This is a genomic window from Agathobacter sp. (assembly GCF_977054825.1).
Map to the genome: position 1 here is coordinate 47738 of NZ_CDRTEH010000015.1, position 15456 is coordinate 63193.

The window sequence follows — 15456 nt, forward strand, 5'->3', positions numbered from 1 at the left end:
TGGTACAATTCTCCTATCGTAATAACTTGTAAAACGCATAAATGACATGCACTTAGAGTGTCATCATATAGTATGCGTGGAAGGGAGAAGAGGCAGTATGAATAAAATCAAAAGAATAATGGCTGTTATGCTTGCGCTTGTTATGGTGCTTGCGATTGCACCGGCACAGAGCGCATGGGCAGAGGGGGAGCAGCATGAGAATCAGCAGCCGGGTGAGGGCAGACCGGGTGAACCACAGCCGGGAGAGCAGCCGGGAAGGCCGCCACAGGGAGCAACACAAACAATACAGCTTCGTGTGGAGGGCGATGCGGCAGACACTGATACACTGGCAGCACTTGTAATGGTAAGTCTTGATAATGGGGCAAATTATAAGTCGTTGAAGGGGCTTGCGTCAGATGCAAATTCAAAGGTACAAAAGAAGGGAAGCTCATATGAGTTTGATTCAGCTGTTACAAGCATCATGGCATATCTGACAGATGAAGCACGCAGCTATATGCTCCAGACACCTGTGCAGATAGGAAAGAGTAATGCAGTGAAAATCAATGCTGGTCAGACCTTTATCCAGATAGATAAGGTACGCCACACAGTAACGTGGGCATATGATGCAAAGAGATATGGTGAGGATGCATATCTGGAGCATGGTACGGCGAAAATCATCAAAGTAGGTGACAAGACAGATTTCACAGACTGGGATATGTATGGAAGTAATCCGGGTAATAAGGATGGTGGAAATCTGGTAGTAGAACCGGGGCAGCAGGTGACTGTTGAGCTTGTTCCGGATTATGGCTATCAGCTTGACAGTGTATCCCTTAATGGAAATACTCTTGTACCGCAGGATAAAAAATCTACATTTACTTTCACAATGCCACAGACAAATGTGCATTTCAAGGGGGCCTTTGTAAAGGCTGATGATATTGCCGAGGTTAGATCTGATAAAATAGGAGATGTTGAGATTGCAGATGGAGAAAACGCGGCAAACTCAGGTAATCTGAAAATAGATGTATCAGACAGCAAGTCAGATACTGCAGAGGCCAATAATATGGTTGATACTACAGATGGAGTAAAGAAAGAGGTTGTTGCCAATCTGGATATTTCCCTTCAAAATATAGTAAGCAAGGGAACAAATATGAAGGAAATCAGCGCTGATAATTACTGGGTAAATGATATAACTGAATTTGAGAAACCAATCAGACTTGATGTTGCTATCAAAGGTTTTGATAAAAGCAGTGAGTATTCAGTTGTCAGGGAGCACAATGGAAGCTATGATGTGCTTGATGCAACAGTTTCAGACGGCAAAATCTCATTTGAGACAAATAAGTTCTCAACATATGTCATAGTAAAGAAAACAATAGACGAAGAAGCTATGAATACAAGGGTTGAGGCTTATTGGAAGTCAATTGAAGAATACTGGGCACCAACAGAGCTGTTTTGGAATTCAGTCACCGACTGCTTTGGCGATGAAGAATTGGGAAAGACAGGTGCGGTCACCACATATCTGGAGACAAAGAGCACTGATGAAAAGACTGTAAATAATTTGTATTTGGCAGCAAAAGCAGCTACTGACAAAGCAGGTGAGGCATATGATGCCGTAACACCGGACAAATTGGCAGCAAATGCTGAAAATGTTAAAAAAGCGTATGAAGCAGTAAAAAAACTTCCTATAGATAAGCAGCTGGCAGAGGATATAGAATCAAGCTATAAAGAATCAGCAGGAAGTGTAGAACAGCTGAAAGGTGAGATTGCCGGTGCTATGGAGGATGTAAAGGCAGTTCTGCTAAGCCCGTCATTCATACTTTATGCTAATATGTCTGATGTCTATGGCAAACAGCTTGACAGTTTTGACAAGGCACTCAGTGCTTTCCGTGGAGATGAAGAAAAAAACATCTCAGGCTCACGCAGGAATTATTATGAGGCGATTAAAAATCAGACAAATATTATTACAGCCTATGACACAGCTGTATCAGACAGAAATGCGATAGTTGAGTCATATGCAGATTTGGCAAAGACTTACGAGCTTTTGAAAAAGTATTATAATGCATTTTCAAAGGAGGAGAAGGAAAAAGAAGGTGTGACTGATGAGTATAATGGTTATACCGGATGCTATAATGAAGCAAGAGATATTATTGCAGAGCTTGAGTCTATAGATAAGCCGCAGCTTGATGCCAAAACAGCTGCGATTCTTGAAACGATTACAGGTCTGACAGATAAAGAGATTGATGCTATTTATAGTGGCATGAACACGTCAATCACCAAAAAGGTTGAGGCGTTTACACCAAATGATGCAGACAAAAAGCTTATTGATACAGCAAAAAATGAGTATACAGTAGGCGCTTACCTTGATATCACAATGATGCTAAATATCAAGGATGCAGACAGTAAGGCGATTATTGAGAAGAATATCACAAAGCTGTCAAAACCAGTGGATATCTTATATAAACTCTCTGATGATCTTTTGAATAAAGACAATACAAAAGTAAGAAGCTATGTGATTATCCGCGTACATGATGGCGTTGCTGATATCATTACTCCGCAGTTCAATGAAGCAGATGGCACATTGACTTTTGCTACGGATCGTTTTTCAACATATGCAGTAGCATATAAGGACAAGTCTGATTCAAAGAATGCAGCAAAAGATGTTAAAAAATCAAATGAGTCAAAGAAAACAGAGAAGGCAAAGTCAGCAAAAACAAGCGATAATATGCAGGCTGACCTGATGCTTATTGTGTTTATTATCGGAGCAGCAGCTATAGTTGTTTCATTAAGAAGAAAACGTAGTTAATAAAAACAGTGGAACCATTTACTTAAACAATGGTTCCACTGTTGTTTTTACGCATATATTCAATGATTGCAGCTACTATACTCTCTGCATTATCAAATTGTTTTTGAGCTTCTTCTTTCGATGCAATAAAAAAATCATCATAATCACTTTGCTCTCTTTTTTGTTTTGTTCCAATGCCCTCTCCGCAAATCCAGCCCAAAAGCTGGAAAAATTCTGGAAAAAAGTAGCTGAAACCGTTGAAATCCACAAAACAGCTCCCAAAACCCAGCGAAACAGCCGGAAAAATCTCCAACAAAGTAGCTGAAACTGCTGAAATCCACAAAACAACTCCCCAAACCCAGCGAAACAGCCGGAAAAAATCCGGAAAAAAGTAGCTGAAACTGCTGAAATCCACAAAACAACTCCCCAAACCCAGTGAAACAGCCGGAAAAATCTCCAAAAAAGGTAGCTGAAACCGCTGAAATCCACAAAACAGCTCCCCAACCTAGCCCAAAATCCGGAAAAGACCAGGGAAAAAGTAGCTGAAATCACTAAAAACCCCAAAACAGCTCAAAAAATATCCGGTTTCTATCACTCATATTATCACTTCCTAATTCTTATAAAACAATTGTAGCTATTCATTTTCGTACCATATTTTCTGATAAATATATCTTAACATCAAACCCTATTAAATACCAGAAACAGTTGCATCCTCTTATATATGCAGCTTCCGAAACTGCGCCGGTGTCATCCCGGTAAGTTTCTTGAACATGACGATAAAATGGCTGGCATCTGAGTATCCCACATCAGATGCTATATCCTGCACCTTACGTCTGCTGTTTATAAGCAGTAATTCCTTGGCTTTATTGATGCGATAGTTGGTCAGGTACTCATACACCGAGCAGTTCATAAACTCCGTAAAAACACGCGATAGATATTGCTGCGATACAAATACACCATCGGCAAGCTCCTTAGCACTGATATCGTCCATGTAGCGTTCTTCTATAGCATCTATAACAGGCTTTATAAAACGCACATAGCTTTGGTCATCACTGTCGTGTGTGTGGTTAGACTGGTCCGAGAGCAAAAGCATGATGCCATAACAGTCGAGCGAGAGCATCTGCGTATCACTGGAGCGTTCCTTGAAATCTTCTACAGCCTTGTTAATTGCTTCCGACACCTCAATTCCCTTATTCTCATCAATCAGCCGATATTCCTTTTCATCAAACATTTCCCTGAAGGCTGCCGCCATTGTCCCTGTAAAAGTGGCAAACTCTGTTTTCCAGGGCAGGGTATTGCCGGAGGTCATGTTTTTATTGTGATAGGAGTGTGGCACATTTGGCGCAATAAGAATCCCCTGTCCCTTTTGCAGTTCAATCGTATGACTGTTTGACAAAACATTGTCTGAAACAGCCTGATTCCTACTGTATACCGTCACCTCACCCACGCCCTCCTTTGTCTGTAAATAATGGTACAGCGGATATCCTTCCGGGCGCGTCACGCTTTCCTGCTCCCAGTCGTTACCGACAGAGTCGAATTGAAACGGTTCTCTTGCGAAATTGCTTCCAAAATAAATAGGCATGATTTCTCCTTTTAAAAACAGTTTAGTTTCAGAATGTTATATAATTTGGTTTATGATGTTATACTATTTTCCGTAAATCTATTATATGATTAGTGCATAAGGAAACACACTTATAGTTTAAGAATATCATAATATTGGGGTTAATACCATAACGGAGGTAAAAAATGCAGTCAAAATTCAAAAGAATCCTTTTTGGAGGAGATTACAATCCAAACCAGTGGCCTAAGGAGGTCTGGGAGCAGGACATGGCATACTTTAAGGATGCCCATATCAACAGTGCCACAATCAACGTTTTTTCATGGGCTAAAATACAGCCTTCTGAGAATGAGTATAATTTCACAGAGCTCGACGAGATAGTTGATATGCTCTCAAAAGAAAACTATGACATCGTCATGGCAACATCCACAGCGGCACTTCCTGCATGGATGGTCAAGAAATATCCTGAGACGATGAGCACCGACTACGAGGGACGCCGGCATAAATTTGGAGCCAGACACAATTTCTGTCCGAACTCCCTGGTATATCAGAAGTACGCAAAGGCTCTTGCGACAGAGCTCGCAAAACGCTATAGCGGCAATAAAAATATTTCTGTATGGCACATCAATAACGAGTACGGCGGATACTGCTACTGTGACAACTGCCAGAAGCAGTTTCGTGTATGGCTAAAGGATAAGTACAAGACTCTTGATGCCGTAAATGATGCCTGGAACACAGAGTTCTGGGGACACACCTTCTATGACTGGGATGAGATAGTCGTACCTAACGAGCTCAGCGAGGAGGCATGGGGTGGCACGACAAGCTTTGCCGGAATATCAACAGATTACAGACGTTTTTACTCTGACAGCATGCTGAACTGCTATAAGCTGGAGCGCGATGCAGTGAAAGCTATCATTCCTGATGCACTTGTCACAACCAACCTGATGGGTACCTTCAAGGGACTTGACTATTTCAAGTGGGCTAAGGAGATGGATATCGTTTCGTGGGATAATTACCCTGCATACGACACGCCATGGAGCATGGTTGCGATGACTCACGACCTGATGCGCAGTCTTAAGGATGAGCCTTTCATGCTCATGGAGCAGACTCCAAGCCAGCAGAACTGGCAGCACTACAATTCATTGAAGCGTCCGGGACAGATGCGTGCACAGAGCTATCAGACCATAGCCCACGGTGCAGACACTATCCAGTTCTTCCAGCTCAGACGAAGCAAGGGTGGCTGCGAGAAATTCCACGGTGCTGTAATAGCACATGTCGGAACAAACGACACAAGAGTATTCAGAGAAACCGCACAGCTTGGAAGGGAGCTTGAAAGCTTCGGCACAAGGACACTTGGCACACGCAATAAGTCAGATGTGGGAATCATCTTTGACTGGGACAATTACTGGGCACTTGAGTACACAAGCGGACCTACCAGGGACCTTAAATATGTTGACCAGATTCACCGCTATTATGAGTATTTTTATAATAAAAATATCTCTGTAGATATGATTCCGGTTGATGGTGATTTTTCAAAGTATAAAGTGATTGCCGCACCAGTTCTCTACATGGTAAAGGAAGGCATGAAGGAAAAGCTTGAGCAGTTTGTGAAAAACGGCGGTACTCTCATTACAACATTTATGAGTGGTATTGTGGACCAGTCTGACAACGTGCATCTGGGCGGATATCCGGGACCTCTTCGCGAGATGGCAGGTGTCTGGGTTGAGGAGATTGACGCTCTCGCACCTGAGCAGTCAAACACTGTAAGCTTTTCTGATGGAAAAGAATATAAATGCAATCTGCTGTGCGACCTGATGCACCCGGAAGGAGCAGAGGTTCTCGCTACATATGAAAGCGATTTCTATGCAGGAATGCCTGCTGTCACAAAGAACAGCTACGGAAAAGGCCATGTATACTATGTTGCCACACAGCTTGAAGCAGCCGGACTTGCAAGGGTGCTTGATGAAGCCACAGATGAAGTGTCTGTATCAGGTGTCATTGCTGAAGAGACAGGTCTTGAAATCACATGCCGCGAGAGCGAAAATACACGCTTTTACTTTGTGATGAATTTCACTGATGAAAAGCAGACTCTCCCTGCAAGCCTTGCAGGAAAGGTTGACCTGATCACCGGAGAAACAGCTAAAGAGGGCGATGTGATGAATAAGTGGGATGTGAAGATACTTCAGGAAGCGCTATAAGAGAACCTTAATTATGTAAATTAAAGTATATAGTAAAGCCAGAGATAAAAGTGAATATAGAAGTTTTTTCTGACGGAAGTGAGCTATGGGACGATATAGCATCCGGGAAAAATAAGGATGGAGCCGGTAAATTGCAGATTTATATGTAAGATAAGCTTCTCTCATGTTACTCTGCGTGATGGTACGGTTTTACAGATCAGTGAAGACCGGCAAAAAAAAGATCATGGAAATATAAATAACAGGCTATATTTTAGAGCTGTTTTTGGGTTTTTAGTGATTTCAGCTACTTTTTTCCGGAATTTTTCCAACTTTTGGGCTAGGTTGGGGTGCTGTTTTAGAAGTTTTATGGATTACAGCTACCCAAGGCCTGTCTGCTATCAACCTATGGCTATTGTACATTGTGCTAATTTAGTGTGGGGAATATTATGCTAAAGAATAAAAATGATGGTTCATACTGGATTTGCGGAGAGGGCAAAGGCTCAGCGCTTTACTGGGACATGGCAGTTTAAATTTCCGTAAGCTGCTCAAATATTTAGGCAGCCTGGAAAAGTGCGCCTTAAATCATAGCATATTTTAATAAAAATTATGTTGCAACAGGTATATTTGATCGTGAAATAGGAAGAAATCTTGCAAGACTAAAGCAAAAAAGAGAGCAAAGTGATTATGATGATTTTTTTATTGCATCGAAAGAAGAAGCTCAAAAACAATTTGATAATGCAGAGAGTATAGTAGCTGTAATCATTGAATATATGCGTAAAAATAACAGTGGAACCATTATTTAAGTAAATGGTTCCACTGTTGTTTTTGTATATATAACATTATCTACAATCTGAGCACTTGATAATTCAAGTGCTCAAATTGACTATTTTTTTAAATCTTTGATTAGAGGAGATAGATATGTCAATTGGTTAGAACTTAGACATTTCAAATCTTCAATAATGTTATTTAATTGTTCAGGCGAATTATTATCAATGTCAAAAAAATCTCTTGGAGATATTTGGAAATAGTCGCAAATATAAAAGAAAACTGACATAGATGGCAAAGCTTTTCCACTCTCTATATTGTTTATATATCCGGGATTCTGTCCAAGAGATAAACTCATGTCCCTAGCTGATACACCTTTGGTGGTTCGTAATTGTGTTAAGCGTTCTGCAAATTGGATGTCATACATATAATTTCCTCACTTTTTATGTATTTTATCCTATATTTGATAAAATATAGAGGATATAAAGCGTTATTTGAATTGAAATAACGGAAATAATATGATATTATTGAAAATATAGAAGATTAAAAGCGATGACATGTCGTAGAAAAGGAGAATGTGATGAAAAAAACAATTGGATGGATTATTTGTGCTATTGATTTGATAGTGGGATTTAGTTTATTTATTGCAGCTCAGGTAGAAATATCGACAAATAGCAGATATACATTTCATAAGCCATTTACAAATTATGAATTGCAAGTGATTTCATTTAAATGGGTAGGAATATTACTCATAGTATGTGGTATTTTTGAGCTTGTGGTTAAATTAATTCAAAAGAATTATACAAATAAGCATATGCAGGGTAGTGTTATTGGTACTGTAAATAAGACTGGTAATATATGCCCTGAATGTGCATTACCGATTACAGTGGATACAATAAAATGTCCCCGTTGTGGATGTTTAATAAAAAATAATAATGTTACAAATTATCAAGTGAATGGCATTGGGTCTATGGAGAAAAAGCGTTTTTGCAGTAATTGTGGAAATGCTGTAGATATAGAACAAAAATTTTGTGAAGTATGTGGTAATAAGTTGAGGTAAGAGAATGAGCAGAACAATAATTGAAGTGCCTATGAAAACGCATAATGTAGATTTGGTTTTAAGTATTATTGATAAAATTGCAAGATCATACGGCTTTGATCCCAAAACAATTGATGGTGAAACTGTATGGGGAAAAGGTGATGGTGTGGTTGTAAAAATGCAGTTTATAAGTGCAGCTTTTACAGATCATTCTGTTTTATTAAGTGGATGGACAAGAGATGTAGTTACAGGCGAGTCAGATCTTGAAGGGTTTGCGGCAATTATACCTAAAAGGAAAATGAAAAAAATGATTTCTGATATACAGCAGACTATTATACAAAACCAAATTTAATATAGGAGGAAGACAAATGTTTTGTAAATATTGTGGAAATGAAATTGCAGATAATTCTAAATTTTGTCCTAAGTGTGGAAATGAAATACATCCTATCCGTAAGATGTCAAACGATAATGCTGTGCAACAGCAGAAAGTTGTGGATAATAACGAGAAAAAAATAGAAGATGTAGTCATTGTTAATACACGGCACAAATCTGTTGCTAAGGTCGTTTTACCTGTGATTTTAGTAATAATTATTTGTGGTGTTTTTATTGTTACAAAGGTAATCTCTACTAAAAACAATAATAATAATGCGGTAAATAATGCGGATAATAAAGACTATTTTGTTGCTGAAGATAAAGATAACACTTTAAAGAATGATGATCAAAAAGATGATGAGGCAAAAAGTGATAGCAATAAAATTGTTGAAGATATGGATAGAGGGTATACAAGTGAGACTACAGCAGATGATGTGGTAAATAATGAGAAAAGTGTTTCAAAAGAGCCTGATTTTATAAGGTACTGGCCGATAGGAGACGAAGTATTTAATGAAGAAAAACAAATATATGAATTAAAAAATATAGGCGTAGATAAAAGTAGGATTGCATTTATATATTACAAAGATGCTGAGATAAATGGTATAACAGCACATTATGGAATGTCGATTTCGTTTGATGGAGAGAGTCAAAAAATTTATGAAATTCATTATTATTTAACAGATGATGAATTTCATAAATTTGAGAAAAAATACGGAGTTCCAGATAGTCAAGATGAAGAAACAAAAATATTGAGATGGGATAGTGATACATCCCAACAAATAATGGCATGCTACTATGACGATTTTGGTACAGTATATGAATTCCGGGAAATGGAAAAAAGTGGAAAAGGATATATAGTCAGCTTGCTGTTTACTTAAAATAGGGTAAATAATATGGGAACGATTAAAAAAATTTTATCAACTTTGTTTACAATTGTAGGATGTATATTTGGAATAATAATTGCTTTTATTGCAAGTGTGATAGGTGGCTGGGTGTTAAGAGCTATAATATGGGTAATATGTATCGGAATAAATTTTTGGTATGACTCATCAGTTGTGGATTGGATTTCAAATCATGATACCATTATGCTAATTATCTGTTCAATTTTCGCCTTTATTTTAATATTGGCAGAAATGTTAAGCGTGCAGGATAAGAAAATAGATTATCAGGATAGAGAGTATTATGAAAAATCAAAACAAAATATAAGTGCCAATAAAAAAACTTACGTTGATGCTTCAGGTGCATTTAGACATTTTGGAGACGATTTTATAGACTGTAAGGGGAATTGGTGCAAATGGGGATCTGGTTTTTATGATTATGATGGAAATTATATTAGATGGGGCGAGACATATAAAGATAGCAGTGGATCTTATCGAAAGTTTGGAGATGATTTTGTAGATGGAGAGGGAAGCTGGGTAAGATTATAGAAGAAAAAATAAAATATTTTAACCTCTTCTTGCGCTGGGGCAACAAGGCGTTTTCCAGTTCGTATCGTGATAATTCAAGTAGATTTATATGGCAGGAGGGGCATAACATATGGATTGGGTTTTTCGTAATGGCTATTATTAAGATGTAATGAGTAAAAACAACAGTGGAACCATTATTTAAGTAAATGGTTCCACTGTTGTTTTTGTATATATAACATCATCTACAACCCGTATTCCATATCTATCAAGGTCAACCCTGCCGTCTATGACCTCAATGCCATCCGCTCTTAGCCGTTTAGCCTGTTCATCGGCTCCGCCGAAGGCAAAAGCCCCTGACAGCTCACCCTTTGCATTTACCACCCTGTAGCATGGAATTTCATCAGGATTGGGATTCTTGTGCAGGGCATTGCCGACAGCCCGGCACATTTTTTTATTGCCTGCAAGCTCAGCAACCTGTGCGTATGTGGCAACACAGCCCTTTGGAATCCTTTTTACAGCCTCATATATGAGCCGGGTCGGATTATAGGTGACAAGGTCATAGCTGTCTGAAATCATGTTTTTTATAGCGTCATCAGGTATGCTGCCATCGAGAATGATGGTATTCCAGTTGTCCTTGTTTTGGTGCCAGCCGGGGATGACCGATGGAAAGGCATCTCTCCAGAAGTCTCGCCATGCAGGAGATACCTTGACATTTAAGTTGATAAAACCATTGCGCTCGTAGGTCCACAGGAAAACCTTTTTGCTGTTCTTTACGCGGATGAGCTGCCAGTTTGGGTCGTGGAATGGGGCCTCCTGATATGTATTTGGAAAAGATAAACCGTAGTCTAATGCTTCTTGTCGCGTTTTCATAGCTTTTGCCTGCTTTCTTCATAGATATATAGTAATCACTGCATATCAGTAACATAAAATAGATGCAGGGCACTTGAAAATACAAATGCCCTGGTGTATAATCTACTTAGAAAGGTTATCGGATGTGTTATCCGATTGCCCTCAGTTGAGACTATGAAATAGCATCAGACTTTGGTAGAGTGGGATGCTATTTCTTTTTGTCGTTATGGTTATCTATGTAAGATAGAGCCGCAAAAACAACTAATAAAAGCGTAAGCACTTCTAACGTGTTCATTGGCATCATCCCTCTTTCGTAATACTAGAGGGCATAAAACATCAGAAAATCACATCCTGCTTTCTTTTCAATTATACAATTACAGTATAACATAGAAGGAACAAATGTTCAATTCCGAAATGACAATTTATTGACTTAATTCAACGTATAGTCTCTCTATCTCTCCATCTTCCTTAGAATTAACAAACACCAATGTATCATCCGATTTTATCATGAGAATAGGAGAGTATCCGTCGAATACATACAGGCTGCATTTTCCAAGGGTGCGTCCTTCGTATCTGCCGATATCGTAGCTGTCGGTAGAGGCTCCGTTTGTACGCAGGAAACTGTCATCCGGCAGCTCGCCCAGAAGCTTAAGCTCTGTGATGTCATTTACATCAATCTCGCTTGTATAGCCACCGGCAGAAATGGTAAGTATACCGTTATCTGTAAGCGTGATCTCTTCCTTTAAATTGATGAGCGGTAAAATGGCACAAAGTGCAAAAATAATGCATCCGATTATGACAGCAGCGGTGACACCGGAGAATATCCATGCACCTTTTTTTGCAAAATTTAAGCTGTAATTGCCGGACTGCATGCGGTTATCCACGAACAGATGTGTGTCATTTGGATTGTAGTAATATCCGCTTTTCCAGTATTCGTCATCATCCACATAGATAGGATGTAAATCTGAGTCAAGCAGCTCTTTTTTCCGGGCTTCCGCCATAAAAAGAGGGACAATAAGGCAAAAGACAGATATGAGCTGAATAGATATATACACATAGAAATATGTATTTGAAAAAGTACCACTGATATATGTGGATAGTGCAGCAAATATCCAGGCGATACTGTTTAAAAAGCTCATGAGAAGCAGCGCAGTTCCTTTGTATTTTTTCATGGTAGTGCTTATGATCTGATTGAGCTTTGAATCCTCGCTGTATACCTTTCGTTCACTGTGATTGACAAAAATGTGAAAAGGCAGTGCGACAGCGTTTATGGAAAGCGAGCATATGAAAAATGTATACATAAATATCTTATAGTGAGGATCACCGTTTACAAGGTATGGGATAAATGCAGCTATATCGACTATCAGCAGTACGACATGCCATTTGAAGCTAAGTGGTGAGCTTCCTGCGTCAGCCGAAACGCGGGTGTCGATGTAGACTTTCTGACGTTGTGACTCAATGAGCCAGCCGTTTTGCATTTTAAGTGCATACAGTTTCTTGTGGTATTTGTTCTGCAAGAAACCGATAAGAACGCAGTATTCAAAAAGCCATGCCATATACAAAATTGTAAAAATCCCAAGGTTTGCAAAAGTAATAAAGGCTATTGCTGTGCATAAAAGGGCATTTATTATCTGAAAATGTTTCAGAGTTTTTTTTGCTGAGGCAACAAGATCTGTGACATCAGAATTATTTTTGTGTTCGGTCGGGATATGCACACCGAGGTACATTCCGTTGGCATACCTGTAGGCAGGGGATAGAGCGAACTGGAAAATAAGTATTAGAAACAGATCAGTAACAAAAAATATAGTAAACATCATAATTCCCATAAAAACATCTCTCCTTTATACTGCGCATGGACTCATTTCGGAGTAGAACTTATCACACATTGATAAAAATTCCTCACGGCTCATTCCGGTTAGACAAGCCTCAGCACTTAAAAGCTCAAGCTCTGATTCCAGCTTTTCAGTGAAGTCGGTATCATCTGCGATGGATTCCGACACAAAAGCGCCGAGCCGTCTGTCTGTACGGATAAATCCCTCATTTTTCAAAATCTGATAGGCTTTATTGACCGTCATTGTGTTTACACCGGCATCGCTTGCAAGCTGGCGCACGGTTGGAAGCTTTTCGCCGGTCTTTAGCTCGCCTTTGCCTATTCCCTTTACAATCTGGTTTCTAAGCTGTACATATATCGGGGTACTGCTTGACATGTCGAGTTCTATTATCATGTGAACCTCCTTAATCCTACCGTTTATATGTCATAGCCTGTTTGAAATGCATCAATATTTATGAGCAGGCTGTAACCTGATAAAAATTTTTAAGTGATATAATTGTATTGCTTGTATTATATATAGTAATACAGAAAAAACATTCTGTCAACGGATGTTTTAGCATCAATTATATTGACATTTTGAATATTCCAATTATGATTAAAGAGTTATAAGATATCATAACGTATCACAACGTAAAAGAAAAATACGACAGGAGTATAAATTCATGACATTTGATTACAAAAAGACGACATACGCCTGCTTCACAGGCTACATAGTCCAGGCAATAGTAAATAGCTTTGTACCGCTTTTGTTTGTGACATTTCAGAAAAGCTACCATATTCCGATTGAGCAGATTACACTGCTTATTACTGTAAATTTTATGATACAGCTATTGGTTGATATGCTTTCCGCAGGTTTTATTGACAGGATAGGATACAGAGCCTCTGTGATAATAGCACATATCTGTGCAGCACTTGGACTGGCGCTTCTTACAGCTCTACCGGGGCTGTGTGCAAATCATTTTGTGGGAATACTTATTGCGGTATGCATTTATGCTGTCGGAGGTGGGCTTATAGAGGTGCTCATCAGTCCGATAATAGAGGCCTGTCCCACAGACAACAAGGAGGCTGCGATGAGTCTTTTACATTCGTTTTATTGCTGGGGATGTACGGGAGTTGTGCTTATATCTACGCTCTTTTTTACGATATTTGGGATAGCGCATTGGAAGGTGCTTACGCTTTTTTGGACAATTATTCCGATAGGAAACATGATACTTTTCACAAAGGTTCCGATATACAGCCTCACGGATGAGGGTGATAAGGGAATGAGCATAAAGGAGCTTTTTAGGGAAAAAATATTTTGGGTACTGATGTTGATGATGGTGTGCTCAGGTGCATCTGAGCAGGCGGTGAGCCAGTGGGCATCCACATTTGCAGAGGAAGGGCTTGGAATTGCAAAGACAATGGGAGATCTGGTTGGACCGATGACATTTTCGATACTCATGGGTCTTTCAAGGCTGATTTATGGCAAATACGGTGACAGAATTGATTTGGATAAATTCATGAAAGGAAGCTGTGTGCTTTGTATAGCGTCATATCTGTGTATTTCAATTATACCTATACCGATTGTGGAGCTGATCGGCTGCGGCATCTGTGGCTTCTCCGTAGGTATCATGTGGCCGGGGACCTTCAGTAAGGCATCTGTAGCTTTGAAAAGAGGAGGAACGCTTCTGTTTGCCATGCTGGCGCTTGCAGGAGATCTGGGCTGTTCGTCAGGTCCGACACTGGTAGGCTTTGTGTCAGGTGCGGCAGGCGATATGAGGCTTGGAATACTTGCGGGAATTGTGGCACCTGTGCTTTTACTTGCAGGAATATATAGATATAAAGAGATAAGAGATAGAGTACAATAGATACATATGGCATCAGGGAGGCGTCAAATGAAACAGGAATACATTACAATCATATCAAAACGCATAAACTTGTAAGTCTCATAAAATTTTTTCATTCTATAAAGACCTCTTCGGTTAAATCCCTTAATACCAGGAAATGTCTCCTGTATTTCTCTTGAAATCTCGTCTATATATGCATCGCCATACGAAGCGTGTTCCGTTTCCTTACTTAAGAACTCACCTACTTTCCAATACATTTTGATGAGTTCCTCATTTACTTTTTTTAATGCATTTTGTCTAGATTCCTCAATTATATGGATTAATCCAGCTGCCGACATCAAATCATTACCCATACAAATATTCCACCTTTCGAATTGTGACACCAGTGGTGTCACAATGTCATTTTTACCATTTTAGCGAGAAATTATAAACTTTTTTAAATCACTATATTTAATTATATCAAGATTCTCCACTCCTCTCAATTACTTTTTCCGGTAGTTTTTCCTTTTTTATCATTTGAAATATCCAGATAAATCATAGGATGCCTGTGCCTTTACACATGGCGGCAAATTTCACGCAGATGATGTGTTCTCATCAGCCCTGCTTTTGTATATAAACCCTGAGATTAGCATAACAAGGGGCAACAGTGTGCCTGATGATTTTAAAAGAAGTAATAAAAGTCGTGCATTTTTTAGTGCTGTAAAAATAATTGTCGCGTAAACACGTTCTGCAATCTCCGTCATAATAAAAAGGGGCTGTAAAAAAACTCCCCTAGAAAAAAATCGCCCAGACCGTGAGGTCTGAGCGATTTTTTGGTATAATTAATTATGCTACTAACTAACAACACCAATGGTAATTATACTATGCGTCAGCTG

At 39.2% G+C, this 15456-nt stretch carries 15 protein-coding genes and 1 pseudogene; 9 read left to right on the plus strand and 7 right to left on the minus strand.

The genetic code is table 11. The features are described from left to right. The first annotated feature begins 97 nt into the window (after positions 1-97). Positions 98-2779, plus strand: coding sequence for an InlB B-repeat-containing protein (locus ACW6PM_RS10900; RefSeq protein WP_456057167.1), 2682 nt, complete (start codon positions 98-100; stop codon positions 2777-2779). A gap of 22 nt (positions 2780-2801) precedes the next feature. On the opposite strand, the gene ACW6PM_RS10905 is transcribed toward ACW6PM_RS10900, so the two are convergent. Further along, positions 2802-3173: a hypothetical protein gene (locus ACW6PM_RS10905; RefSeq protein WP_456057168.1), complete on the minus strand. Its 372-nt coding sequence runs from the start codon at positions 3171-3173 to the stop codon at positions 2802-2804. A 300-nt stretch (positions 3174-3473) separates the two neighbouring features. Further along, positions 3474-4340: an AraC family transcriptional regulator gene (locus ACW6PM_RS10910; RefSeq protein WP_456057169.1), complete on the minus strand. Its 867-nt coding sequence runs from the start codon at positions 4338-4340 to the stop codon at positions 3474-3476. Positions 4341-4504: 164 nt separating this feature from the next. On the opposite strand from ACW6PM_RS10910, the gene ACW6PM_RS10915 reads away from it, so the two are divergent. Next, positions 4505-6514 (plus strand): beta-galactosidase, encoded by a 2010-nt coding sequence (locus ACW6PM_RS10915; protein ID WP_456057170.1) that lies wholly within the window; start codon positions 4505-4507, stop codon positions 6512-6514. A gap of 614 nt (positions 6515-7128) precedes the next feature. Next, positions 7129-7296 (plus strand): hypothetical protein, encoded by a 168-nt coding sequence (locus ACW6PM_RS10920; protein ID WP_456057180.1) that lies wholly within the window; start codon positions 7129-7131, stop codon positions 7294-7296. An 80-nt stretch (positions 7297-7376) separates the two neighbouring features. Here the strand turns inward: ACW6PM_RS10920 and ACW6PM_RS10925 are convergent, their stop codons facing one another. Next, the gene (locus tag ACW6PM_RS10925; RefSeq protein ID WP_308651514.1) at positions 7377-7685 is read right to left on the minus strand and encodes a helix-turn-helix domain-containing protein; all 309 of its coding nucleotides are present in this window, start codon (positions 7683-7685) and stop codon (positions 7377-7379) included. A gap of 153 nt (positions 7686-7838) precedes the next feature. Here ACW6PM_RS10925 and ACW6PM_RS10930 point away from each other — a divergent pair, with 153 nt between their 5' ends. Genes ACW6PM_RS10930 through ACW6PM_RS10945 form a run of 4 tightly spaced genes read left to right on the plus strand, consistent with a single transcriptional unit; the run spans position 7839 to position 10096 of the window. Further along, positions 7839-8318: a zinc-ribbon domain-containing protein gene (locus ACW6PM_RS10930; RefSeq protein ID WP_456057171.1), complete on the plus strand. Its 480-nt coding sequence runs from the start codon at positions 7839-7841 to the stop codon at positions 8316-8318. A gap of 4 nt (positions 8319-8322) precedes the next feature. Continuing rightward, complete coding sequence (locus ACW6PM_RS10935; protein ID WP_456057172.1) at positions 8323-8649, plus strand: hypothetical protein; 327 nt, start codon at positions 8323-8325, stop codon at positions 8647-8649. Positions 8650-8665: 16 nt separating this feature from the next. Next, on the plus strand, positions 8666-9547 hold the full coding sequence (locus ACW6PM_RS10940) for a zinc-ribbon domain-containing protein (RefSeq protein ID WP_456057173.1): 882 nt from the start codon (positions 8666-8668) through the stop codon (positions 9545-9547). A gap of 15 nt (positions 9548-9562) precedes the next feature. After that, positions 9563-10096, plus strand: coding sequence for a hypothetical protein (locus tag ACW6PM_RS10945; RefSeq protein ID WP_456057174.1), 534 nt, complete (start codon positions 9563-9565; stop codon positions 10094-10096). 177 nt (positions 10097-10273) lie between these two features. On the opposite strand, the gene ACW6PM_RS10950 is transcribed toward ACW6PM_RS10945, so the two are convergent. The 3 genes from ACW6PM_RS10950 to ACW6PM_RS10960 form a co-directional block, all read right to left on the minus strand. After that, positions 10274-10945: a methylated-DNA--[protein]-cysteine S-methyltransferase gene (locus ACW6PM_RS10950; protein ID WP_456057175.1), complete on the minus strand. Its 672-nt coding sequence runs from the start codon at positions 10943-10945 to the stop codon at positions 10274-10276. A 401-nt stretch (positions 10946-11346) separates the two neighbouring features. Further along, a complete protein-coding gene (locus tag ACW6PM_RS10955) occupies positions 11347-12750 on the minus strand; it encodes a PH domain-containing protein (RefSeq protein ID WP_456057176.1) in 1404 nt (467 codons plus the stop codon). 15 nt (positions 12751-12765) lie between these two features. Continuing rightward, positions 12766-13149: a GntR family transcriptional regulator gene (locus tag ACW6PM_RS10960; RefSeq protein WP_306775044.1), complete on the minus strand. Its 384-nt coding sequence runs from the start codon at positions 13147-13149 to the stop codon at positions 12766-12768. A gap of 268 nt (positions 13150-13417) precedes the next feature. Here ACW6PM_RS10960 and ACW6PM_RS10965 point away from each other — a divergent pair, with 268 nt between their 5' ends. After that, entirely contained in the window at positions 13418-14602 is a 1185-nt protein-coding gene (locus ACW6PM_RS10965; RefSeq protein ID WP_456057177.1) for an MFS transporter, read from the plus strand. Positions 14603-14625: 23 nt separating this feature from the next. On the opposite strand, the gene ACW6PM_RS10970 is transcribed toward ACW6PM_RS10965, so the two are convergent. Further along, positions 14626-14934 carry a DUF1016 N-terminal domain-containing protein gene (locus ACW6PM_RS10970; RefSeq protein ID WP_456057178.1) on the minus strand — a complete coding sequence of 103 codons (309 nt, stop codon included), beginning with the start codon at positions 14932-14934 and terminating at the stop codon, positions 14626-14628. 187 nt (positions 14935-15121) lie between these two features. Here ACW6PM_RS10970 and ACW6PM_RS10975 point away from each other — a divergent pair. Beyond that, positions 15122-15244: pseudogene (locus ACW6PM_RS10975) on the plus strand (MYG1 family protein); the annotation flags it as partial. Positions 15245-15456: the final 212 nt, after the last annotated feature.

Coding starts and splice junctions, on each gene's coding strand:
- ACW6PM_RS10915 (WP_456057170.1), top strand. CDS start 4,505: ATGCAGTCAAAATTCAAAAGAATCCTTTTTGGAGGAGATTACAATCCA.
- ACW6PM_RS10910 (WP_456057169.1), bottom strand. CDS start 4,340: ATGCCTATTTATTTTGGAAGCAATTTCGCAAGAGAACCGTTTCAATTC.
- ACW6PM_RS10900 (WP_456057167.1), top strand. CDS start 98: ATGAATAAAATCAAAAGAATAATGGCTGTTATGCTTGCGCTTGTTATG.
- ACW6PM_RS10965 (WP_456057177.1), top strand. CDS start 13,418: ATGACATTTGATTACAAAAAGACGACATACGCCTGCTTCACAGGCTAC.
- ACW6PM_RS10970 (WP_456057178.1), bottom strand. CDS start 14,934: ATGGGTAATGATTTGATGTCGGCAGCTGGATTAATCCATATAATTGAG.
- ACW6PM_RS10925 (WP_308651514.1), bottom strand. CDS start 7,685: ATGTATGACATCCAATTTGCAGAACGCTTAACACAATTACGAACCACC.
- ACW6PM_RS10940 (WP_456057173.1), top strand. CDS start 8,666: ATGTTTTGTAAATATTGTGGAAATGAAATTGCAGATAATTCTAAATTT.
- ACW6PM_RS10945 (WP_456057174.1), top strand. CDS start 9,563: ATGGGAACGATTAAAAAAATTTTATCAACTTTGTTTACAATTGTAGGA.
- ACW6PM_RS10950 (WP_456057175.1), bottom strand. CDS start 10,945: ATGAAAACGCGACAAGAAGCATTAGACTACGGTTTATCTTTTCCAAAT.
- ACW6PM_RS10935 (WP_456057172.1), top strand. CDS start 8,323: ATGAGCAGAACAATAATTGAAGTGCCTATGAAAACGCATAATGTAGAT.
- ACW6PM_RS10930 (WP_456057171.1), top strand. CDS start 7,839: ATGAAAAAAACAATTGGATGGATTATTTGTGCTATTGATTTGATAGTG.
- ACW6PM_RS10960 (WP_306775044.1), bottom strand. CDS start 13,149: ATGATAATAGAACTCGACATGTCAAGCAGTACCCCGATATATGTACAG.
- ACW6PM_RS10955 (WP_456057176.1), bottom strand. CDS start 12,750: ATGGGAATTATGATGTTTACTATATTTTTTGTTACTGATCTGTTTCTA.